21 protein-coding genes are annotated in these 22,808 nt (G+C 55.7%); 8 read left to right on the plus strand and 13 right to left on the minus strand.

Features of this window, described 5'->3' with window-relative positions:
- The first annotated feature begins 143 nt into the window (after positions 1 to 143).
- From narQ to acrD, 3 genes are all read left to right on the plus strand, one after another.
- Complete coding sequence (gene narQ / locus CRO33_RS14470; RefSeq protein ID WP_097118577.1) at positions 144 to 1,832, plus strand: nitrate/nitrite two-component system sensor histidine kinase NarQ; 1,689 nt, start codon at positions 144 to 146, stop codon at positions 1,830 to 1,832.
- Between the two features lie 41 nt (positions 1,833 to 1,873).
- A complete protein-coding gene (locus CRO33_RS14475) occupies positions 1,874 to 2,506 on the plus strand; it encodes a response regulator (RefSeq protein WP_058959096.1) in 633 nt (210 codons plus the stop codon).
- 195 nt (positions 2,507 to 2,701) lie between these two features.
- Positions 2,702 to 5,818, plus strand: coding sequence for a multidrug efflux RND transporter permease AcrD (acrD, locus tag CRO33_RS14480; protein WP_097118578.1), 3,117 nt, complete (start codon positions 2,702 to 2,704; stop codon positions 5,816 to 5,818).
- Positions 5,819 to 5,913: 95 nt separating this feature from the next.
- Here acrD and ypfM read toward each other — a convergent pair whose 3' ends face one another.
- The gene (ypfM, locus tag CRO33_RS24970) at positions 5,914 to 5,979 is read right to left on the minus strand and encodes a protein YpfM (protein WP_366557345.1); all 66 of its coding nucleotides are present in this window, start codon (positions 5,977 to 5,979) and stop codon (positions 5,914 to 5,916) included.
- Positions 5,980 to 6,380: 401 nt separating this feature from the next.
- On the opposite strand from ypfM, the gene CRO33_RS14485 reads away from it, so the two are divergent.
- The 3 genes from CRO33_RS14485 to CRO33_RS14495 are packed head-to-tail and all read left to right on the plus strand — an operon-like array spanning position 6,381 to position 8,092.
- Positions 6,381 to 6,749 carry an ArsC family reductase gene (locus CRO33_RS14485; RefSeq protein ID WP_034825783.1) on the plus strand — a complete coding sequence of 123 codons (369 nt, stop codon included), beginning with the start codon at positions 6,381 to 6,383 and terminating at the stop codon, positions 6,747 to 6,749.
- 1 nt (position 6,750) lies between these two features.
- The gene (gene dapE / locus CRO33_RS14490; protein WP_097118579.1) at positions 6,751 to 7,878 is read left to right on the plus strand and encodes a succinyl-diaminopimelate desuccinylase; all 1,128 of its coding nucleotides are present in this window, start codon (positions 6,751 to 6,753) and stop codon (positions 7,876 to 7,878) included.
- 25 nt (positions 7,879 to 7,903) lie between these two features.
- The gene (locus CRO33_RS14495) at positions 7,904 to 8,092 is read left to right on the plus strand and encodes a YpfN family protein (protein WP_097118580.1); all 189 of its coding nucleotides are present in this window, start codon (positions 7,904 to 7,906) and stop codon (positions 8,090 to 8,092) included.
- A gap of 124 nt (positions 8,093 to 8,216) precedes the next feature.
- On the opposite strand, the gene ypfH is transcribed toward CRO33_RS14495, so the two are convergent.
- From ypfH to dapA, 6 genes are all read right to left on the minus strand, one after another.
- Entirely contained in the window at positions 8,217 to 8,912 is a 696-nt protein-coding gene (ypfH, locus tag CRO33_RS14500) for an esterase (RefSeq protein WP_097118581.1), read from the minus strand.
- A gap of 73 nt (positions 8,913 to 8,985) precedes the next feature.
- Positions 8,986 to 11,133 (minus strand): tRNA(Met) cytidine acetyltransferase TmcA, encoded by a 2,148-nt coding sequence (locus tag CRO33_RS14505; RefSeq protein ID WP_255253275.1) that lies wholly within the window; start codon positions 11,131 to 11,133, stop codon positions 8,986 to 8,988.
- Positions 11,133 to 11,996 carry a KPN_02809 family neutral zinc metallopeptidase gene (gene ypfJ / locus CRO33_RS14515; protein ID WP_058959102.1) on the minus strand — a complete coding sequence of 288 codons (864 nt, stop codon included), beginning with the start codon at positions 11,994 to 11,996 and terminating at the stop codon, positions 11,133 to 11,135. Before ypfJ ends, CRO33_RS14505 begins: the two co-directional genes overlap by 1 nt.
- A gap of 223 nt (positions 11,997 to 12,219) precedes the next feature.
- Entirely contained in the window at positions 12,220 to 12,933 is a 714-nt protein-coding gene (gene purC, locus CRO33_RS14520; RefSeq protein WP_034825771.1) for a phosphoribosylaminoimidazolesuccinocarboxamide synthase, read from the minus strand.
- 144 nt (positions 12,934 to 13,077) lie between these two features.
- A complete protein-coding gene (bamC, locus tag CRO33_RS14525) occupies positions 13,078 to 14,109 on the minus strand; it encodes an outer membrane protein assembly factor BamC (RefSeq protein WP_034825767.1) in 1,032 nt (343 codons plus the stop codon).
- A gap of 14 nt (positions 14,110 to 14,123) precedes the next feature.
- A complete protein-coding gene (dapA, locus tag CRO33_RS14530) occupies positions 14,124 to 15,002 on the minus strand; it encodes a 4-hydroxy-tetrahydrodipicolinate synthase (protein WP_097118582.1) in 879 nt (292 codons plus the stop codon).
- Positions 15,003 to 15,112: 110 nt separating this feature from the next.
- Between dapA and CRO33_RS14535 the strand changes: the two genes are divergently transcribed.
- Together CRO33_RS14535 and bcp are read left to right on the plus strand one after the other, a co-directional pair.
- Positions 15,113 to 15,712 (plus strand): glycine cleavage system transcriptional repressor, encoded by a 600-nt coding sequence (locus tag CRO33_RS14535; RefSeq protein WP_370523124.1) that lies wholly within the window; start codon positions 15,113 to 15,115, stop codon positions 15,710 to 15,712.
- A 140-nt stretch (positions 15,713 to 15,852) separates the two neighbouring features.
- Positions 15,853 to 16,320, plus strand: coding sequence for a thioredoxin-dependent thiol peroxidase (gene bcp, locus CRO33_RS14540; protein ID WP_034825761.1), 468 nt, complete (start codon positions 15,853 to 15,855; stop codon positions 16,318 to 16,320).
- A 34-nt stretch (positions 16,321 to 16,354) separates the two neighbouring features.
- Here the strand turns inward: bcp and CRO33_RS14545 are convergent, their stop codons facing one another.
- From CRO33_RS14545 to CRO33_RS14570, 6 genes are all read right to left on the minus strand, one after another.
- On the minus strand, positions 16,355 to 17,422 hold the full coding sequence (locus CRO33_RS14545) for an AI-2E family transporter (RefSeq protein ID WP_034825758.1): 1,068 nt from the start codon (positions 17,420 to 17,422) through the stop codon (positions 16,355 to 16,357).
- A 136-nt stretch (positions 17,423 to 17,558) separates the two neighbouring features.
- On the minus strand, positions 17,559 to 19,151 hold the full coding sequence (locus CRO33_RS14550; protein ID WP_058959105.1) for a sensor domain-containing diguanylate cyclase: 1,593 nt from the start codon (positions 19,149 to 19,151) through the stop codon (positions 17,559 to 17,561).
- 165 nt (positions 19,152 to 19,316) lie between these two features.
- Positions 19,317 to 20,147, minus strand: a complete 831-nt coding sequence (locus CRO33_RS14555; RefSeq protein WP_097118583.1) for a phosphodiesterase — start codon at positions 20,145 to 20,147, stop codon at positions 19,317 to 19,319.
- Between the two features lie 11 nt (positions 20,148 to 20,158).
- The gene (locus CRO33_RS14560) at positions 20,159 to 21,148 is read right to left on the minus strand and encodes an ABC transporter ATP-binding protein (RefSeq protein ID WP_097118584.1); all 990 of its coding nucleotides are present in this window, start codon (positions 21,146 to 21,148) and stop codon (positions 20,159 to 20,161) included.
- The gene (locus CRO33_RS14565; RefSeq protein ID WP_097118585.1) at positions 21,145 to 21,957 is read right to left on the minus strand and encodes an ABC transporter permease; all 813 of its coding nucleotides are present in this window, start codon (positions 21,955 to 21,957) and stop codon (positions 21,145 to 21,147) included. The genes CRO33_RS14560 and CRO33_RS14565 overlap by 4 nt, the downstream gene beginning before the upstream one ends.
- A complete protein-coding gene (locus tag CRO33_RS14570) occupies positions 21,954 to 22,808 on the minus strand; it encodes an ABC transporter permease (protein WP_097118586.1) in 855 nt (284 codons plus the stop codon). The genes CRO33_RS14565 and CRO33_RS14570 overlap by 4 nt, the downstream gene beginning before the upstream one ends.

The following is a 22,808-nucleotide window of genomic DNA, read 5'->3' on the forward strand; positions in this document are numbered from 1 at the left end:
TAATTCGCCAGCTAACGACATGCAATCCAGGGAAAGGTAAAGAGAAGTGGATTTCTCTGCTAAAAGTAACCTGATGTGACGATTCCGGCTCGCTGTCTGCCTGACGCTGCCTTATAATCCCACGCTCTTATAAGGGTTTTATTGTGATAGTGAAACGTCCTGTTACCCGCACCATGGCCCGTGCCCTGAGCGCGATTGTGTTGTTGTCGCTGCTCACCACCGGCCTGGCGCTGTTAACGCTCTCTAGCAGTTTACGTGATGCCGAAGCGGTGAATGTCGCCGGTTCGCTGCGCATGCAAATATACCGCCTCGCCTGGGATAGCACGCGCGATCCGCAGCAGCTGGCGCAGCACATCCAAATCTATCAGCAAACCCTCAGCTCACCGGCTCTGCAGCATCTGGAGCGCCCGTGGGTGCCGAAGGAAGTCGCCAGCCGCTATCGCTATCTGCGCGATAGCTGGCCGCAATTGCAACAAACGCTACAGCCCGAGCGCGCGCAGATCTATCAGCAACGCGTTGCCGGGTACGTCAGTGAAATCGACCGTTTTGTGCTGGCACTGCAACATTACGCCGAACTGAAAATGCATCTGGTGGCGGCCAGCAGCCTGTTCGGCTTTTTGGCGATTGTGGCACTGGCGCTGTGGACCATCCGCTTTATTCGTCGCAACGTGGTGCGCCCGCTGGATTCACTGGTCACGGCCAGCCAATACGTTGAGCAGGCGAATTTCAGCTTTCCGCCGTTATCGATTTCCCAACCCACAGAACTCGGCGTGTTAGCTCAAGCCTTTACCACCATGGCCGAACGGCTGCACTCGCACTATCGCCTGCTTGAGCTGGCGGTACGCAATAAAACGGAAGATCTCACCCAAGCCAATCGCACGCTGAAATTACTCTATGAAAGCTCACAGATCCTCACCAGCAGCCCACTGAACCCAGAGTTGTTCCAGGGATTGCTGCGGCTGGTGCAACGTCGTGAAGCGTTGACCGTATTGAGCATCACCAGCGACGGCATTAATTTTCAGGCGGGCGTGGCGGAAGACGATCTCGAATGGCAAAGTTTGCCGTTGCAGCAAGAGGACCAACGACTCGGCGAACTGTGCTGGCAAACGCGGCGAGCGCCTCCTGCCGATGAACTGATGCAAAGCCTGGCCCACATGCTGGCGCGCTCGCTATGGATTTGGCAGACGCAAAAACAGTACCAGCAGATGCTATTAATAGAAGAGCGATCGACTATCGCGCGTGAGCTGCATGATTCGCTAGCGCAGTCGCTCTCTTTCCTGCGCATTCAGCTCACGCTGCTGCGCCGCAATGTCGATAATACCCAGCCTCAGGCGCAATCCATTATTGCCGAATTTGATCGCGCATTGGCCGAGGCCTATCAGCAGCTACGCGAATTGCTCACCACCTTCCGACTGACCATTGAACAGGCGGATTTAGTGCAGGCGATGCAGGCCATGATCGCCCCGCTGCAGGAACAATCGCAGGCCGCGATCACCTTCGATTATCAATCGGGCCTGCAAACGCTGGATGCGCAACAGCAGGTACATGTGCTGCAGATCGCACGTGAAGCCCTGCTGAACGCCATTCGTCACGCACAGGCGCAGCAAATCCATATTTTTTATCAGCGCGATGAAGACGCATTCCATTTGCTGACGATTGAAGATGACGGTTGCGGCATCCGTAGCCTGGAAGAACCTCCAGGCCATTACGGTCTGACGATAATGGCGGAGCGCGCTGCCCGGCTTTCTGGCAGCTTACTGATTACTCCGCAGACGCGTGGCACGCGCGTTACGCTGCGTTTCCCACCGCGACCGGCACACCGGCTGGCTTAACGCGATACACTTATGTTGAATGGACTTTGACTGGAGAATTTATGGCCCCCTCTTCCCTGACTATTATGATCGTTGACGATCATCCGCTGATGCGTCGTGGCATCCGCCAACTGCTGGCACTGGAACCACGTCTGGAAGTGGTGGCCGAAGCCAACAACGGTACAGAAGCGCTGGCTGAAGCACGTCGCCTCTCGCCCGATGTGATATTGCTCGATCTGAACATGAAAGGCATGTCGGGTCTGGATACCCTTAAAGCCCTGCGCCATGAAGGGATCGCTTCGCGCATATTGGTGCTGACCGTTTCCGACGCACGCAATGATATTTACGCCATGGTCGATGCCGGCGCTGATGGCTATTTGCTGAAAGACAGTGAGCCGGAATTATTGCTGGCGCAGGTCATGCGCGGTGCAATGGGTGAGAATGTGTTTAGTGAAGTGGTGGCAGAATATCTGGCAACGCGCCAGCCGAGCGCCAATCCTTTCAAACAACTCACCGAGCGTGAACTGGATGTATTGCAGGAAGTGGCGCGCGGGTTATCTAATAAAGAGATTGCCGCCACCTTGCATATTTCCGAAGAAACGGTAAAAGTGCACATCCGCAATCTGCTGCGTAAACTGGACGTTCGTTCACGCGTCGCCGCCACGGTGCTCTGGCTCGAGAGCCGCAATGTGTAGCAGCGCACAGAAAACCAGCACGACATTTACACTTTCTCCATAATTTATCCACGATTCTCTAATTTGCGCCGCGTACAGTAGGCAGCATCAGGAGTTTTTGGGATAGCACCTTGCACTCCGCCGACGTGAAGCCGACTGCGCTTCACGTTTTACATAATAAAAGTAAAAAATACGCAGCTGAGGAGTGTCGGTTCCATGTCGAATTTTTTTATCGACCGCCCCATTTTTGCCTGGGTTTTGGCTATTTTGCTTTGTCTGTGCGGCACACTAGCGATCATTTCCCTGCCCATTGAGCAGTATCCCGATCTCGCACCGCCTAACGTGCGTATTACTGCCAACTATCCCGGTGCTTCTGCGGAAACGCTCGAGAATACCGTCACCCAGGTTATCGAACAGAACATGACCGGCATCGATAACCTGATGTATATGTCTTCTAACAGTAGTAATACCGGTCAGGCGCAAATCACCCTCACCTTTACCGCTGGCACCAATCCTGATGAAGCCCGCCAGCAGGTACAAAACCAGCTGCAATCCGCACTGCGTAAATTACCCGCCGCCGTTCAATCTCAGGGCGTCACGGTGAATAAAACCGGTGACAGCAATATCCTGATGATTGCGTTTGTCTCTACCGACGGAAGTATGGACAAACAGGATATTTCAGATTATGTCGCCAGTAACATTCAGGATCCGCTGAGCCGCATCGATGGTGTGGGTCAGGTTGACGCCTATGGTTCGCAATACGCGATGCGTATCTGGCTCGATCCTAACAAGCTGATTGCCTATGCGCTGACCACCGATGACGTGGTGACGGCGATTGAATCGCAGAACACCCAGGTGGCGGTCGGCCAGGTTGGCGGCTTGCCATCGGTGGATAAACAAGCGCTCAATGCCACCGTCAATGCGCAGTCGATGTTGCAAACCCCAGAGCAGTTCAAAGCCATCACGCTGAAAACCAACAGTGACGGCTCGGTGGTGACGCTGGGCGATGTGGCTGACGTGGCGATGGGGGCGGAAAAATACGACTTCCTCAGCCGCTACAACGGTCAGGCGGCGTCCGGTCTCGGTATTAAGCTGGCGTCCGGCGCCAACGAAATGAACACCGATAAGCTGGTGCGTGCACGTGTGGAAGAGTTGTCGCACTACTTCCCGCACGGGCTGGAAGCCAAAATCGCCTACGAAACTACGCCGTTTGTGAAAGCCTCGATCACCGACGTGGTGAAAACGCTGCTGGAAGCGATTCTGCTGGTGTTCCTGGTGATGTATCTGTTCCTGCAGAACTTCCGCGCCACGCTGATTCCGACCATTGCCGTACCGGTGGTGCTGCTCGGCACCTTCGCGGTGCTGTATGCCTGCGGATTCAGTATCAACACGCTCACCATGTTCGCCATGGTGCTCGCCATCGGCCTGCTGGTGGATGACGCCATCGTGGTGGTGGAGAACGTTGAACGCATCATGAGTGAGGAAGGGCTTTCACCGCGCGCCGCCACGCGAAAATCGATGGGACAGATCCAGGGGGCGCTGGTGGGTATTGCGCTGGTGCTGTCGGCGGTATTCGTACCGATGGCCTTCTTCGGCGGCACCGTGGGCGCTATCTATCGCCAGTTCTCGATCACCATCGTGTCGGCGATGGTGTTGTCGGTGTTGGTGGCGATGATTCTGACGCCAGCCCTGTGCTCGACGCTGCTCAAACCCCTTGAACAAGGCCATTATCATGGACGTCGCGGCTTCTTTGGCTGGTTTAACCGCAACTTTAATGCCAGCGCGGAACGCTACGAACGCGGAGTCGCGCGTATCTTGATGAAGGGCGGGCGCTGGCTGGTGCTCTATCTCGGCATCATCGGCGTAATGGCGTTTCTGTTTATCAAGCTGCCGACCTCGTTCCTGCCGCTGGAAGACCGGGGGGTATTCCTGACGCAGGTGCAGCTGCCGCCGGGCGCGACCTTGCAGCAGACCTCCAACGTGGTGGCGAAAGTTGAAAACTATTACATGACCGCCGAGAAAGACAACGTGCTGTCGGTGTTCTCAACCATCGGTGCCGGTCCGGGTGGTAACGGCCAAAACGTGGCGCGCCTGTTTGTACGCCTGAAAAACTGGGAAGAGCGTCCAGGCAGCGATCGTACCTCATTCGCCATCATCGATCGCGCCACCAAAGCCTTCCATAAAATCAAAGAGGGCCGCGTGATCGCCAGCAGCCCACCGGCGATTACCGGCATGGGCAGCTCCTCCGGTTTTGATATGGAATTGCAGGATCACGGCGGCATTGGTCATACCCAGTTGATGGCAATGCGTGACAAGCTGCTGGAGTTGGCTGACAGCAATCCGGCCCTCTCTCGCGTGCGTCACAACGGTCTGGATGACAGCCCGCAGCTGCAAATTGATGTCGATCAGCGCAAAGCGCAGGCGCTGGGCGTTTCGCTCGACACCATCAATGACACGCTGACCACCGCATGGGGCTCAACCTATGTGAATGACTTCCTCGATCGCGGCCGCGTGAAGAAGGTGTATGTGCAGGCCGCAGCGGAATTCCGCATGCTGCCAGGCGATATCAACAAATGGTACGTTCGCAACAGTAGCGGCACTATGGTGCCCTTCTCCGCATTCGCCACCAGCCGTTGGGAAACCGGTTCGCCGCGTCTGGAACGTTACAACGGCTACTCTTCACTGGAGATCGTCGGCGAGGCCGCCAATGGCGTCAGTAGCGGCACCGCGATGGATGTGATGGAGAAACTGGTGGGGCAACTGCCGTTAGGCGTTGGCTTCCAGTGGACCGGAGCCTCTTATCAGGAACGTCTCTCCGGTTCACAGGCGCCTGCGCTGTATGCGATTTCGCTGCTGGTGGTGTTCCTGTGTCTGGCCGCACTGTATGAGAGTTGGTCGATTCCATTCTCCGTGATGCTGGTGGTGCCACTTGGCGTGGTGGGTGCGCTGGTGGCAACCTGGATGCGCGGACTCGAGAACGACGTGTACTTCCAGGTTGGCTTGCTCACCGTGATTGGCTTGTCGGCGAAGAACGCCATCCTGATCGTGGAATTCGCCAATGAGATAAACAGCAAAGGACGCGAGCTGATGGAAGCGACGCTGGAGGCTTCACGTCAGCGTCTGCGCCCGATTCTGATGACGTCGTTGGCCTTTATCTTCGGCGTGCTGCCGATGGCGATCAGCAGCGGCGCCGGTTCCGGTAGCCAGCACGCGGTGGGTACCGGCGTCATGGGCGGCATGATCTCCGCCACGGTATTAGCGATTTTCTTTGTACCGCTGTTCTTTGTGCTGGTGCGCCGTCGCTTCCCGTTAAAAGAGAAGTCACACGATTAAAGCCTAAAATAAAACGGGGCCGCGATATTCGCAGCCCCGTTGTTATTTGGATTGAATTACAGCAAGTTGGGAGTGCCCTGCTTTTCTCTTCGCGACTACTTACTACGTAACATCGCTTCAATAAATTCTTTCCAGTTCCCCAATTCGGTGTCGACCATCATACCCTCTCTTATTGTAGTGGTGATTCTACGCCGATTTTTTCTACAGGTGAATACGTTTCCACCACTCAACACTATCGGCAAAAGCGCAAAAAACCTTCAATTTGTCGAAAATGCGTACTGACGCACATTTCAGCAAGCCGTTAACACCACAGGGAAAAATCACCTGTGTTCTCGGGTAGCACATTTTTCCGATTAGGATAATTCTTAGGGGGCTGATGATGCCACCTGGAACTATTCAGGACGTTAATGAAAACGTTTACTGGACCTAATTAATAGAATTGATAACGCTGAAATTATCATTAAAAAACAAATAAAACGCAGCGCCTAACGCCGCAGAGGTCACAGCCAGCAGAGCGCTATGGTAAACTCGCGCTTTATTTTTCACAGGATGGGAACAGGCGATGACAGCGCAGTGGGTGATGTACGGAATTAAAAATTGCGACACCATAAAAAAAGCACGCAACTATTTAGCAGAATCCGGCACCGACTATCGTTTTCACGATTATCGCGTGGATGGCATCGATGACGCGCTACTGCAATCGTTTATCGATCAGCTTGGCTATGAAGTGCTGCTCAATACGCGCGGTACCACCTGGCGTAATCTGCCAGAAGCGGAGCGTGCAGCCGTCACCGATGCGGCCAGCGCGAAAGCCGTGATGCTCGCCCAGCCTGCCATTATCAAACGTCCGGTATTGTCTGCGCCAAATGGCGACTTGCTTGTCGGTTTTAAAGATTCCCTTTATCACGCGTTTATCCAGGAGAAGTCATAACATGTTCTGTCCGGTCATTGAGCTGGCTCAGCAGCTAATTCGTCGTCCGTCACTGAGTCCGGATGATGCCGGTTGTCAGGCGCTGTTAGTGGCACGTCTGGAAGCGATTGGCTTTACGGTCGAACAGATGCACATCGGCGATACCCTGAACTTCTGGGCCACACGTGGTCAGGGCGAAACCCTGGCGTTTGCCGGTCACACCGATGTGGTGCCGCCGGGTGATGCCAATCGCTGGATCAGCCCGCCGTTTGAGCCTTCGATTCGTGATGGCATGCTGTTTGGTCGTGGTGCCGCGGACATGAAAGGATCGCTGGCGGCGATGGTGGTGGCTGCAGAACGTTTTGTCGCGGCTACTCCTCAGCACAAAGGGCGTCTGGCGTTTCTGATCACGTCCGATGAAGAAGCCAGCGCGGTTAACGGCACGGTGAAAGTGGTTGAGCGTTTGATGGCGCGCAACGAGCGCATGGATTACTGCCTGGTGGGCGAGCCTTCCAGTACCGAAATCGTTGGCGACGTGGTGAAAAACGGTCGTCGCGGTTCGATGACCGCCAATCTCACCCTCCACGGTGTGCAGGGCCACGTGGCCTATCCGCATCTGGCCGATAACCCGGTGCATCGCGCGATGCCAGCCCTGAATGAGCTGGTGGCCACCGAATGGGATCAGGGCAACGAATTCTTCCCGCCCACCAGCATGCAGATTGCCAACGTGCAGGCCGGCACCGGCAGTAATAACGTGATCCCCGGTGAATTTTTCGTGCAGTTCAACTTCCGCTTTAGCACCGAACTCACCGATCAGATGATCAAAGAGCGCGTGGCCGCCCTGCTGGATCGCCATCAGCTGCGTTACACGCTGGAGTGGAATGTTTCCGGCCAGCCGTTCCTGACCTCACGCGGCAAACTGGTTGATGCCGTGGTAAATGCTGTCGCGCACTATAATGAGATTAAGCCACAGTTACTGACCACAGGCGGCACCTCTGACGGACGCTTTATCGCGCGGATGGGTGCGCAGGTTGTGGAACTGGGCCCGGTGAATGCCACCATTCATAAAATCAATGAGTGCGTGAAAGCGTCAGATTTGCAGATGCTGAGTCGTATGTACCAGCGCATCATGGAACAGCTGATCGCTTAAGTAAGCACGCTAAAGGAGCAATGGGATGGAATTCTTGAAAGAGTACTGGTGGATCTTAGTGATCCTGCTGATGGTTGGTATTTTAATGAACGTTTATAAAGACTTAAAACGTATCGATCATAAAAAGTTTATGGATAATAAACCGGATTTACCACCGCATCGCGACTTTAACGATAAATGGGATGATGACGACGACTGGCCGAAGAAAAAATAATTGCGGTTGATCTCCTCCCTGTAACGTAGCGGCGTGATGCGCCGCGCATCTGATAGCGAAGTCGCTATAGAATTGCGCGATTAATCTCGCCGTTACGTTAAGAGCAACCCTCGCTGTTCAACCATCACATCATCATGATGACATCATCATCGCCCGGTTTAGCCCCGCTGAGCGCCTCGTCGAAGTAGCGACGCGGAATGGTATAACGCAGATGATTCAACGCCAGTTGCATGCTGCGATCATCAATGGCATGCGGCAAATCGTCCACCACATCCAGCGTCACATCCCCACCCAGTGCGGTTAACCGTTGCATTGCGGCTTCGGCATGCTCCAGCGGGATCTGATCATCATAATCACCGTGGATCAGATGAATGGTATTACGAGAGCTGACGCGCTCCGGCAGCGTGCTGTAACGACCGCTAAACACAATCGCGCGTCCTGCCAGATCGGCATGGGCTTTGACGCCTTCCAGTACCATGGTGCCACCCTGCGAAAAGCCAACCAGCGCGGTAGCTTCCGGCCGGACACCCGAAGCCTGCTGCCAGTGACGCACCGATTCCACAAACATCGGCATCACGGCATTCACGCCCTGCTGTTCCGAGCGGTCATGCGCGGGAATATCCGCAAACCATTGGCGACCCTGCGGCTCACTAGCCGGATAGGGCGAACCCACTGAGACAACGAATGCCTCCGGAAACGCTTTGGCGAACCAGTTGCCGACTTGCGCCATCGAATCAGGATTGTCATTCACGCCGTGATACAGCAAAAACAGCTGCGCAGCGTGTGTCGGTTGCTGAACAATTACATATCGTAGTGCCATAAGATCCTCCTCAAATCACTATACGCCGCTGAGGCGAGAGTGATATTGGGAAAATTTGAACGAGATAATGGATTTATTGCAACGATGCCAACTGCTGCTGCCACTGTTCCGCCCGGCTGGCATCACACTGAATCAATGCTTCAGCCGTCTCCTGGCGTAAGCGTTGCACCAGAGCTTTGCGACCACTGAGTCCCGCTTGCTGCGCTACAGCACTCAACGCTTGTTTTTGCACAAGTATGGCTTCAAGCAGCGGTTGCGAGGAGGCTCGCACCAGGCGCTGCAACGCGGCATAGCTCGCCTCATAAGGCCGTTGCGCCCAAGCAAATCCTGCCAGCAGCGGCCAGTCATCCTCGCTCAGTGTCTGAGAGTGATCGGTCGTCTTGAAGGGAACATCAATAATGTCACGCAACCACACCGCGTCACGCGCAAATCGCTGTGCCGCTTGCTGCTGCAGTTGTTCTCCGGCAGGCGTTAAGGGACGTATCGCCATCGCCGCATAGCAGCCACTGCTGGCTTCACGCTGTGAGCCGATGCGTACCAGAGTAAAGCCACAACGCTGCCAGAACTGCCAGAGCGATTCGGTATAGCCAAAACTCACCGAAAGGAAATCGCATCCTTCCGCCTGCTGCTGTGCCATGGCCACCAACGCGCTGCCAATACCGCGCTGTCGTTGTGCGGCTAACACGGCAATGCGACTGATACGCTGCGAGCGCAAGGTGGCGGCTTCGGCAAATCCCGCATGGGCTGCCAGTGACTGTGCGACCAGATTGCCGCGCGGACGGCGCAACCCCGCCCAGACGGCATCAGCCAGCGGCTTGTCTAACTCCCCCTCTTCCACCAGCCACAGTGCGCCGACAATGTTTTCTGGCGTGCCTGCCAGCCAGAAGCGCATGCCGGGGGCATCCAGCATGCGCCGCAGGTCAATGGGAGAAGTGCGATAGTGGGCGCTCGCCAGCAGACGGTAGCCCGCTTCCAGTGCTCCTTGCTCTGGCGTGGCGGGGAAAATCGTTAGCTCGCCGTTAGGTCCGCTTTCTATCGCATCCTCAAACAGCAGCGCCTGGCTTAGCCACTGCTCCAGCGGATCGTGCACTGACCAGCGCAAGGGTTCATCGAGCTGGAAATGTTGCACCTGTGGCAAGGTAGCGCAGAAACGCAGCATAAAACCGCGCCCGGTGCCCTCGTAACCCTGCACGGTGGTGATCATCAGCACGCGAGGGAAACGCTGCACAAACTGCTGCAACAACGGTGCTGGAATGGCGGCCGCTTCATCAACAATCAGCCACTGCACTGACGGCTCAGCATCCATCGCGAGAATGGCATCTGGCGCCATAAAATGAAAATGTTCACCGGCAAACGCTGCCAGCACCTCAGTGGAAACTTTGGCCGGTGCCGTCACCAGGCAGTGCTGATTATGCTTGGCCAGCATCCCGGCCAGCGCCGATTTGCCACGTCCACGTGCAGCCGTGATCACCGCCACGCCGGAGGGCATCTTAAGCAGCTGCTGCAGGATCCGCGCCTGCTGCTGTGGAGCCTGACAGTGCCAATCGGGTAAGTCCAGTAAGGCAGGTGTACGCGCAGGCTGGTGTGGGTGCTGTAATTCGGGTACGCGCTCACATTGATGCTGATGCAGTAATTCAGATGCGCGCTCAGGTTGATGCTGATGCAGTAATCCGGATTCGCGCGCAGGCTGGTGTTGCTGCAGCAATTCGGGTGCGAGCTCATGCTCATGCTGGTACTGATGCTGATGCTGATGCTGATGCTGATGCTGATGCTGATGCAGCAATATGACCTGCGGATCCTGTTCAATCAGCTGCTGCAGATGGTGAATAAAATGAGGCGTGGCGATCGGTTCGCCGACATCGGCCCAGCGCAGGCTGTCGCAGTCCGGTTGCGTGGCCCAGTCTTGCCACGGCGGCGTCAGTAACAACAACCAGCTTCCCGCACGCAACGTGCCCGCTAACGCCGCAAAGGCCTCCGCATGGAAACCGCTGCGCGCATCGAAAATCGCATGCTGGAATTCACGACCCAGCAGCGTGCGCAGAGCTGCAGGCGCCACGCGCTGGGGGAAATCATCGCTGTCGCTGAACGTGAGCCAGTCGCCGGTCAGCGCTGCACGCCACTCCATTGCCTGCTGCAACGCCCAGTCAGCTTCACCGGCGATCACACACAAGCGACGAATGCCCGCTCGCTGCATCGCGGCGGTGATATCAACTAACGACATCAGTTGGCGGCGAAGGTGTTGCAGTCGCCCGGGTTTCCGCTGTCAAAACCGCGTTTGAACCAGGTATAGCGCTGTTGTGAAGTGCCGTGTGTGAAGCTATCCGGCACCACGCGGCCCTGGCTTTTCTGCTGCAATCGGTCATCACCAATCGCTTCTGCGGTATCCAGCGCTTTCTTGAGGTCGCCCACTTCCAGCATATTTTGCTGCTGCACATAATGGCCCCACACGCCGGCAAAGCAGTCTGCCTGCAACTCCATTTTCACCGACAGCTGATTGGCCTGTGTCTGAGTGGCACCCTGCTGCATCTGACGTACTTTCGGCTCGATGCCCAGCAGTTTCTGGATGTGATGGCCGACTTCATGGGCAATCACATAGCCCTGCGCAAAGTCACCGCCTGCACCCAGCTTGGTTTTCATATCATCGTAAAACGACAGATCGATATAGACGGTTTGATCCGCCGGACAGTAAAACGGCCCCATCGCCGACTGGCCAGTGCCGCAGCTGGTTGAGGTGTAGTTGCGGTACATCACCAGCTTAGGTGGCACATACTGTTTGCCCATTTTCTGGAACAACGTGCCCCAGGTCTCTTCGGTGGTGGCGAGAATCACCTTAGTGAATTTGGCATCCTCATTATCCTGCGCAGAGTTCACCGGGCGCTGTTGCTGTTGTGTCACCGGCGTGCCGCCTTCCAGCAGCGCGGTGAGGTCGTAACCGTAATAACCCGCCACGGCCACCACAATCAGCAGAATGATGCCGCCCTTGCCGCGTGGAATGCGGATTTGCCGACCGCCGCCGCCCAATCCGGGTGAATCATTGCGACGATCTTCTACATTGTCGCTTTCACGACGACCTTGCCAGCGCATGGCTCGCTCCTGTTAAAAGGTTTTGCATGATTTTAGTTGGCGGCATCGCTAATCACCAGCGTTGCGGCGTTAGCGTCGCGAGATTGAGAGAAAGGAGGCGTATTAAACAACGTGCAGGCAGGGTAGAAACAGAAAAGGCCGCCAACGATGACGACCTTTCACTTATGACGACCCCCTGATTACCGTGCGCTGGAATGCGCACCGAAAAGGCATCGCTGAAGACTTAATCCAGTTTCACACCCAGACGGTGCGCCACTTCTTCATAGGCTTCGATCAGACCGCCGAGGCTCTGACGGAAACGGTCTTTGTCCATTTTGTCCATGGTTTCTTTGTCCCACAGACGCGCGCCGTCTGGCGAAAATTCATCGCCCAACGTCACTTCACCATTGAATAGACCAAACTCCAGCTTGAAGTCGACCAGGATCAGACCGGCGTCATCAAACAGTTTGCTCAGTACGTCGTTGGCTTTGAAAGTCAGTTCCTGCATACGCGCCAGATTGGCCTTGCTGACCCAGCCAAAGGTCTCGCAGTAGGATTCGTTGACCATCGGGTCGTGTTTGGCGTCATCTTTCAGGAAGAGATCAAACAGCGGTGGATTGAGCAACATGCCCTCTTCCACGCCCAGACGTTTTACCAGCGATCCTGCCGCACGGTTGCGCACTACGCACTCCACCGGCACCATCTCCAGCTTTTTGACCAGCGCTTCGTTATCCGACAGCAGCGCTTCCATCTGGGTCGGAATGCCCGCTTCCTGCAATTTGGTCATAATGAAATGGTTGAACTTGTTGTTCACCATTCCTTTGCGATCAAATTGCTCGATTCGTGCACCGTCTCCTGCTGACGTATCGTTGCGGAATTCAAGTACCAGCAGATCCGGATTATCGGTGCTGTATACGGTTTTCGCTTTACCGCGATACAACTCAGCTCGCTTTTGCATCTCATTAACTCCAAACATGAAAGAACCCGTGTTCAGCGGTGTTTCACCGCGCGATGACTGCCTGACGCAATCGTTTACTTCGCCGGGCGCTATTATGCCAAATCCAAAACAAAAAGGCCGGAGAATCTCCGGCCCTTTGGCAATTTATTTGTTCAGTGCACCCTGGAACACCGCCACCAGCGCGTCATTCTGCGCCTGAGTGAGCACATGGCCCTTAGGATCAATGAACTGCAGACTGCTGCGGTTATCCAGATCGCCAACCTGCAATTTGTAATCGCCGTTTGGCAGCTCAGGATCTTTCGCACCAATCGCGTCAAACGCGCTGCTGCCCGGCTGCTTGTAGGTCACTTTCAGACTACCCTGCGAGCGGTTGTCATCAGTCACTTCCATGCCCACACGCTTCAGCGCCGCTGGCAGACGCTGCCAGGTGACGTTAAACGGTGAACGCAGCACCAGCAGTGGCAGACCGGTATCATCTGCGCCGCTCTGGACATCAATCTGTCCGGTCGCGCGGCCTGCAGCGGCATCGGCGCTGGCGGTATCAATCTTATCCAGACCGGTGCTGATGTCGTTCAGCATCTGGCCGGTGTAGCGTTGGATCTGTGCCGGAGCCGTCACCGTTTCACCTTTCTGCTGCAGTTCCAGCAGACGAACCGTCAGCACCTGCTGATAGCTCTGGTTCTGAACGCTGATCTGATAACGACCACGATACTGATTGTCTTCATCCGCACGGTTCCACTGCACCCAATCGGTGGTCAGCTGCTGCCCAGCATCATCACGCTGTGCAATCGGGAACTTGTAGGACTGGATCACATTCACCACCTGTGACCAGATCGAGCCACGGCTGCTCTCAACCGCCAGCACACCGGTATTACCAGTGAACTGTGCACGCGTGCCGTTCAGCAGCGCCAGAGGTTGAGCCGGAGGACGAATATCCAGTTCTTTACCTACTGCACCCTTCGCAACAGTGTGCGGCACATCGTAATCGCCATTCTGCAGAGGCAGAATCATCCCCGCCGGGGCTTTTAAATCATGCAGTTCAGGCGCCTGCAGGTAAGATTCATCACCGCTGACCTGGCGCTTATAACGCTGATCGCTGGAACAAGCTGTTAGCAGCATCAGGGTGGACAAGCCCACCACGGTTGCCAGCGTCGAGCGCTTAACTGAATAACTCATTGATTCTCCCTAATTTATCGCAGACCCGCTTTAATCAGCGCCTGAGCCGTTTTCGCCTGACCGGCTTCGGTCAGTGGCGTCATCGGCAAGCGCAGCGTGTCATCCGCGATTAATCCTAGCTGTTTCGCTGCCCATTTAACCGGGATTGGATTGGGTTCACAGAAAAGCGTCTGGTGCAGGTGCATCAGACGCTGATTCAGGCGACGCGCTTCGGCAAAATTACCCTGTTGCGCCAGCGCACAGAGTTCAACCATTTCACGCGCTGCAATGTTGGCTGTAACCGAGATTACGCCTTTGCCGCCCAGTTGCATGGAGTCCAAAGCTGTCGCGTCATCGCCGCTGACAATAATGAACTCATCATTAACCAGCTCTTGGATCTGAGAAATACGCGATAAGTTCCCGGTGGCCTCTTTGATTCCGATAATATTTTTAATTCCGGCCAGGCGAGCCACGGTTTCTGGCAGCATGTCGCAGCCCGTACGTGATGGTACGTTATACAGCATCTGTGGCAGATCGGTGCTTTCGGCAATCGCTTTGAAGTGCTGGAACAGACCTTCCTGAGTTGGACGGTTGTAGTAAGGCGTCACGGTCAGACAACCCACCACACCGGTGCCGGTAAAGCGCTTCGTGAGAGAGATACCTTCAGCAGTGGCATTGGCGCCGGTACCGGCAATCACCGGGATACGGCCATCCGCCAGCTCCAGGGTCTGCATCACCACATCGCCATGTTCTTCATGGCTGAGGGTAGCGGATTCGCCGGTGGTGCCAACAGAAACAATCGCCGCGGTGCCGCTGGCAACATGATAATCAATCAGTTTTTTCAAACTCTCGCGGCAGACATTACCTTTTTCATTCATTGGCGTAATGAGCGCAACAATACTTCCGGTGAACATGGGCTATCCCCTCGACAAACAAGTGCCTCATGTTACGTTTTACCTCGAAAGAAAAGCAAGCGAGCCAAGCCATTCCTACCCTTGTCAGCAGTTTTTTTTATGTTTACCTTATGGTTATTAGCGAACGTACAGGAAATGCCATTTTGTCGCAGTCACAGCCTCACCATCTGGTGATCACCGCATTGGGCGTTGATCGTCCGGGTATCGTCAATACCATCACTCGCCACGTCAGTAGCTGCGGCTGTAATATTGAAGACAGTCGTCTGGCGATGCTGGGCGATGAGTTCACCTTCATCATGTTGCTTTCGGGGAGCTGGAACGCGATAACCCTGATTGAATCCACGCTACCGATGAAAGGGGCTGAGCTGGAACTGTTGATTGTGATGAAGCGCACTAATGCGCGCGTCACCCCACCGATGCCTGCCACGGTATGGGTGCAGGTGGAAGTGCCAGATTCTCCTCATCTCATTGAGCGCTTTACCGATCTGTTCGATAAACATCAGATGAACATTGCCGAATTGGTGTCACGTATTACCCCGGCACAGGAAGGTGTCCCACCGACACTGTATATTCAGATGACGGCACACAGCCCGGATAATCAGGCCAGCGCACCGTTTGAACAGGCCTTCAACAATCTGTGTGAAGAACTGCATGCACAAGGCTCAATTCGTCTTTATAGTGTCACCGACGATGCCAACAACACCCTGTAAGCTAACGCCGGATTATTTCTCCACACACTCTGCCCTGCAGCATACCGTGTAGTGAAATAACCCAGAGGGTGGCACCCGCTGGTGCTTTTTGCCGCGAGGGTGTATTACCCACAGCATGAAGAAAAAAATGGAGAGTTGTGATGAATCCACTGAAAGCCGGTGATACCGCACCGAAATTTAGCTTGCCCGATCAGGACGGCGAACAAGTAAATTTGGCCGACTTCCAGGGACAGCGCGTTCTGGTCTATTTCTACCCGAAGGCCATGACGCCGGGTTGCACCGTTCAGGCCTGTGGTCTGCGCGACAACATGGATGCGTTGAAAACCGTGGGCGTGGAAGTGCTGGGCATCAGCACCGATAAGCCTGAAAAATTGTCACGCTTCGCCGAAAAAGAGGTGCTGAACTTCACCCTTTTATCTGATGAAGACCACCAGGTCTGCCAGGAATTCGGTGTCTGGGGTGAGAAAACCTTTATGGGTAAAACCTATGACGGTATCCACCGCATCAGTTTCCTGATCGACGGCAACGGCAAAGTTGAGAAAGTCTTCGACGACTTCAAAACGTCGAACCACCACGACATCGTGCTGGATTATCTGAAGTCGGCATAAAATAAAACGGGTGCACAATGTGCACCCGTTTTATTTACCCCTGCTGATGCTCCAGCGTGGTTTCCGGCCAGGCGCGCACCACGGCCTTGATTAACGTCGCCAGCGGAATGGCAAAGAACACGCCCCAAAAGCCCCACATACCACCAAAAATCACCACCGAAAGAATGATCACCAGCGGATGCAGGTTGACGGCCTCTGAAAACAAAATCGGCACCAGCACATTGCCATCCAGCGCCTGCACCACCAGATAAACGATAAACATCGTCCAGAAATCGGTGCCTAAGCCCCACTGGAACAGGCCGACGCCAATCACCGGAATGGTGACCACCATCGCGCCGATGTAGGGAATTAGCACGGAAATCCCGACCAGCACCGCCAGCAGCAACGCATAGTTGAGCCCTAAGACCAGGAAGGCAATCCAGGTGACAAACCCTACCGCGACCATCTCCAGCACTTTGCCACGAATGTAGTTGGTGATTTGCTGATTCATCTCCTGCCACACCACGCCCGCCAACCCGCGATTGCGCGGCAGCACGCGACGCACAGCATTGAGCATCTGCTCTTTATCTTTCAGCAGGAAGAACACCATCAGCGGCACCAGCACCAGATAGATCATCAGCGTCATCAGCCCGACTAGCGAGGCCAGTGAGTACTTCACCAATGACTCCCCCAACCCGGTCAGGCGGCTACGCAGATTCTCCACGATGATATCGATGATGCCCGCATCCACCAGCGCCGGAAAACGCTTCGGCAACCCGGCGGCATAGACATAGAGCTTGTTGAGCATATTCGGCAGGTCACGCAGCAAATTGATGCCCTGCTGCCAGGCCACTGGCGCAACAATCAGCACCATCACCAGCAAAATACCGGCAAAAACAATCAGCACCATGCTGGTGGCGCAGGTGCGGCTGCATCCCAGGCGCTGTAATCGAACGGTTGGCCACTCCAGCAGATAAGCCAGCACCAGCGCGACCAGCAACGGTGCTAATAATCCACTGAAGAAAAACAGGATACAGAACGCCATCAACAGGATTACCAGCAGGCCAATCGCCTGCGGATCGCTAAAGCGACGTTTGTACCATTGGAAAAGCAGAGCCAGCATTTCACTTCCTTGACGCCAAAAACGGGATGACGATTGTACAGAAATTTGCAGTCGATGCCCGGTTCAGATGAACCTGTGCCGGGCACCTTTTTGGTGCGGAATGAGAGAGCCGCCGTTAGCAGCGGCTATGTGAAGATTAGCGGGTAATGCTGCTCACCAGCGCATCCTGCCCGGCAATCATCACGCAGTTACGTCCGGCATTTTTCGCCTGATAGAGTGCGGCATCAGCCTGTTTCAAGCTCACATCTTGCGGCTGATTATCGGCCTCCCAATGTGCGATGCCCACTGAAAGCGTGATATGCCCAACATGGTCAATCCAGCTCTCGGCGATGCTGGTACGCACGCGCTCGGCAATCACCCGCGCTTCTTCCGTCGAGGTGGCTGGCAACAGCATCAAAAATTCCTCGCCGCCATTTCGGCACACCACGTCGGTCTGGCGCGCACTGTTACGCAGGGTACGCGCCACCTGTTTGATCACTTCGTCACCCACATCATGGCCGAAGTTGTCATTCACCCGCTTGAAATGGTCGATATCCAGCGCCAGCACCGCAAAAGGCTGACGCATGGTTTCGAAGTAATCCAGCACCGCACTCAGGCCACGGCGGTTAAGCAAACTGGTCATCGGATCGGTTTGTACTTCCGATTTCAGCCGACCGATTTTGTCCTGTACCAGTCCGATCCCGGTGAGCAAGGCGCGTTTCACCTGTGCGGCTTCGAAGTACCAGGCACGAATACCGCCAATTTCACCCGAGACGCCTTGGGTGTCCATCTGACTGGCTTTACGCGCCAGTTGCCACAGCGGCAAGGCAATCAGACGGGCGAAGATCACCGCCATCAGTAAGGTCAGCAACGCAAACGGCACCGAGTTTTTCAGCACTTTCAGCAGCAAACCCGAGAGCGGTTGCAGGGTGACGTCGGTTGGTTTGAGCGCCACCACCATCCAGCCGGTGGTCGGCACAATGGCGTAACCCGCCAGTTTCGGCGTGTCTTCTTCTTTGACCTGCACCTCGCCATTAGTGCTCTCATTGCGTTGACGCTCGCTGACGATCTCTGGCGCGGTTTTACCAATCAGCTGGCTATTCTGGTGATAAAGCACCTGATTGTTGCGATCCAATACATACACGCGCGTGCCATCCCGGTAGAACTGCTCACCGAGTAAGGCATTGAGGATACTTTTCTTCTTCAGATAAATAGTGCCGCCTACATAGCCGAGGTAGCGTCCTTCGTTGCTCCAGATCGGCCAGGAGACAAACACAATCAGATTGTTGGCAGCAGAGATGGTGGGTTTGCTCACCATCGGTTGGCGCTGTGCCAGCGCTTCCCGCGAAGCCTGGCTGGTGAGCTGCATGCCTTTGAGCATCAGTGACTCAGGCGAAATCGCTTTCACTATCCCATTGGTGTCGACCACCGCAACGGAGTTGAAGCTATTGGTTTGCTCACGCAGACGATTCACTTCCTGCTGCGCCAGTTCTGGATTATCAAAATCCTTGCCCAACTGCGTCGCGCTGTAGTGCAGCTGCGACTGTGCCAGCTGGAAAAAGACTTCCGTGGTGGCAGCCAGTTTGGTGGCATAAGCGCGATTGGCTTCGAGCGTGCTCTCGATCAGCACCATACGCTGCACACGCCAGGTGGCGTACAAGGTATTGGCGAGCGTAATGACGATACTGGTGATCGCCAGCAACGCGATCAGCGTACGCAGGTCAGTTTTTGGCCGGATGCGCATCAGCATGACGCAACCGCCCTGGTGTGAAAATTCATCATTCGCGTGCCTGACAATATAGTTATAGTTGGACTAGCTACCCCTGGTGAGGGAACCGCCAATTGTACACCTGCAAACCAGATTGAGCACGAACCATCCTGTCAGACACGCGTAATTATTCAGCAAACGTTGGCGCTAATCGATCAGACCATTCGCATCATAGAACGGCCACGGGCCCGGATAATCGCCGATAGCGCACTGGTGTGTTGTCATACCTTGCTGTGGGTGCCAGCGATGTAGCAGGAAACCCGGCGGCTCCAGCACGAAATTCGCCGGACCATTTTCAGACAAATCAAAGGCCACCTGATGCGACACGCCTGGCGCAACGCAGGCTAACGTACCGGCGAAGCGCGCCTGTACCGAACGATGCAAATGACCGCTCAACACGCGTTCCACCTGCGGATGTTGGCGGATAATCGCCGCCAGCGCGTCGGGATTACGCAGCGGTTGCTTATCCATATGGCCGATACCGGAAACCAACGGTGGATGGTGCAACATCACCAGCGTAGGCAATTGTGGCTCACGTGCCAGCTGTTCTTCCAGCCAGGCCAGCTGCGCTTGGTCCACGTAGCCCCACGGCTGCTGCGGCACGCTGGAATCCAGTGCCAGCAGCTGCACCCCTTTCACCCGTGCCTGCCAGTTGAGGGTTTCACCACGTTGCAGATAGTGGTGATCCGGAAACGCCGCGCGTAACTGCTGGCGATCGTCGTGATTGCCCGCCATCAGCATGTAAGGCAGTTGCAAACGTCGCAGCGCCGTTCGCAGCGTTTGATACTCTTCTGCGTTGCCGAAATCCACCAGATCGCCGGTGATCACCACCATATCCGGGCGCGGCGTCAAACGATTCAGGGTGTCGATGACCCGCAGCAGCGCCGCCTGGGTGTCCACTTTTTTATACGACAGGCGACCGTTCGCCTTGATATGTAAATCACTTATTTGCGCAATCAGCGTCAATGCTTCAGACACGAATTTCTTCCTCAGGATGCAGAAAATTGCAGGGCGGCGTCTTGCGCCAGCGTCCAGCTCACCGGTTGTCCGGCATGCCAGGCTTCACGCGCATGGCGGTCGACCTGAATCGGCATGGCCAGACCGATATCGATCATCAGCCGCTGCGATGCGCCTAAAAAGGTGCTGGCAAGGATAAAGCCCTGACGCGCATAGCGATTGTCGCTGGCGAGCAGTACATCTTCCGGGCGGCAGAAGCGCTGTGCATTGCCACGCGCATCGACATCCACGCAGTTAATCGCCCCGACAAAATCGGCGACAAACTTCGAAGCGGGATGCTGATAGATATTTTGTGGCGTATCGATCTGCACCAGACGCCCCTGCTCCATCACTGCAATGCGATCGCCGAGCGCCATCGCCTCTTGCTGATCGTGGGTGACGTACACGGCGGTGATCGCCAGCTTCTTCAGCAGCGTGCCGATTTCCAGGCGTAAGCGGTCACGCAAGCGCGCATCCAGCGCCGCCAGCGGCTCATCAAACAGCAGCACTTTGGGTCTGGCTGCCAGCGCACGCGCCAGTGCCACACGCTGTTTCTGTCCACCGGATAACTTATCAATGCTGCGCTGTGACAGCGCGCTGAGATCCACCAGTTCCAGCATCTCCTGCACGCGCGCTTCACGCTCGGCACGCGCCACGCCCTGCACTTTCAAGCCGTAAGCCACGTTCTCGGCGACGTTAAGATTGGGAAACAGCGCATAGTTCTGGAACACCATGCCAACGTTGCGTTTCTCAATCGGCAACGCGGTAACGTTACGATCGTCGAACCACACCTCGCCGCCCGCATCACAGCGCTCAAGCCCGCTGATGATGCGCAAGGTGGTGGTTTTTCCGCAGCCAGAAGGCCCGAGCAACACCAGGGTTTCCCCGGGATTCACGGTCAGATCGAGCGGATGCAATGCCAGTTGGTGATTGAAGTGACGTGAACAACCGCGCAGCGTCACGGTAACGGCCGCAGGATTCATGCCGCCTCCTTGTTTTGGCGCGATACCGCGCGGTTAAGCCAGTGATTCACCGCATTCAGCATCAGCAGTAGCGGCAAAATCATCAGAATGAAAATCAGCGTATAAGCGGAACCCACTTCCAGTCGCATTGAAGCGTAACTGTCCGCGAGGCCGACCGGCAGGGTTTTGGTCAGCGGCGTATGCAGCATCCAGGTGATGTTGAACTCCCCCACCGACAGGGTGATCACCATAAAGGCGCCCGCCAGAATGCCGTTGCGGCAGTTGGGTACCACCACGGTAAAGAAGCGCTGCCACAGGCTGGCACCGAGGCTGGCGGAAGCTTCTTCCAGACGCGGCATATCGATCGCCTGCATCACCGCCAGCACCGGTCGCATCATAAACGGCAGCGTGAACAGCACGTGACCAATCAGAATAAATACCCAGCTGTCACGCAGGCCGGAAAACTGGCCGTAAAGCAGAATGATGCCGAGCGCAGTAGCTAAGCCGGGCAGCGCCACGGGCAACATCAGGCACTCTTCAATACGTGCTGCCCAGCGGCCGGGCGCTTTCAACAAGCCCCACGCGGCGGGTACGCCAATCACCAGAGTGACCAACAAGCAGAACAGCGCTATCAGCAACGACAGCCAGAAGGTATCAGCGTACATCTCCCACACTTGCGCCACCCATTTCAGGGTCAACCCGCTGCGCAGGCCGATAAAGTAGTTATTGGTGACACCCGCCAGCATCGACAGCACCACCGGCACAATCATAAACAGCGCGGTGAGCGTGGTGACCAACAGCTGCAGGCTAAACAATCTGCGACGATTCATGCGGCCCCCTTGTGTGCCAGGCGGCGCGCTAACATCAGCGCCAGCCAGGCAACCGCGCCCATCACCACCGACAGCGCCGCCGTAGCAAAGTTAGCGTAGTTAGTGAATTCGCCATAAATGGTCAGCGGTAACACCGCCAAATCGGTGCCGAGCGTAAAAGCAGTGCCAAACGCGCCCATGCTGGTGGCGAAACAGAGTGCGCCGGTAGAGAGCAATGCCGGCTGCAGGCCGGGCACGATCACGTCCCAGGTAATACGCCACTGACTGGCGCCAAGTGATCGCGCTGCCTCTTCCAGCGAGCGATCAAGCTTTTCACTGGCCGCGACGAGCGTAACGATGGCGCGCGGCAGCGAGAAATAGAGATAGCCGATAAACAATCCGGTGAGTGAATAGGCCAGCGTCCAGCGCTCGTGCACCAGGCTCATGCTAATTTGCGCCAGCAAGCCCTGACGGCCCGCGAGCATCACCACCAGAAAACCCACTACCACGCCGGGAAAGGCCAGCGGGAAGGTCAATAAGGCTAATAACGTGCCACGCCCAGCAAAACGCTGACGCGCCAGAAAACAGCCTACGATGGCAGCAATCACCAGCGTAACCAATGTCACCGCCAGCGACAGTAATACGGTATTCAGCAAACTCAGCAGGTAATTCGGCTGAGTGATTACCGTCCAGTAGCCACTGTGCTGGGTGGTGCGATCGTTCTGCATACCGATTTGCAGCAGGCGCGCAAACGGCAGCAGCCAAAATGCACTGAAGAACAGCAGCGCGGGCAGCGTCAGCCATAACCATTTGCTGCCCGGCAAGCTGCGAGCCTGGCGGCGTGAAGCCGCCAGGGTGTCGGAGATCGACAT

Origin of the sequence: Pantoea sp. GL120224-02, assembly GCF_900215395.1 — a bacterium.
Classification (GTDB): Bacteria; Pseudomonadota; Gammaproteobacteria; order Enterobacterales; family Enterobacteriaceae; genus Pantoea; species Pantoea communis.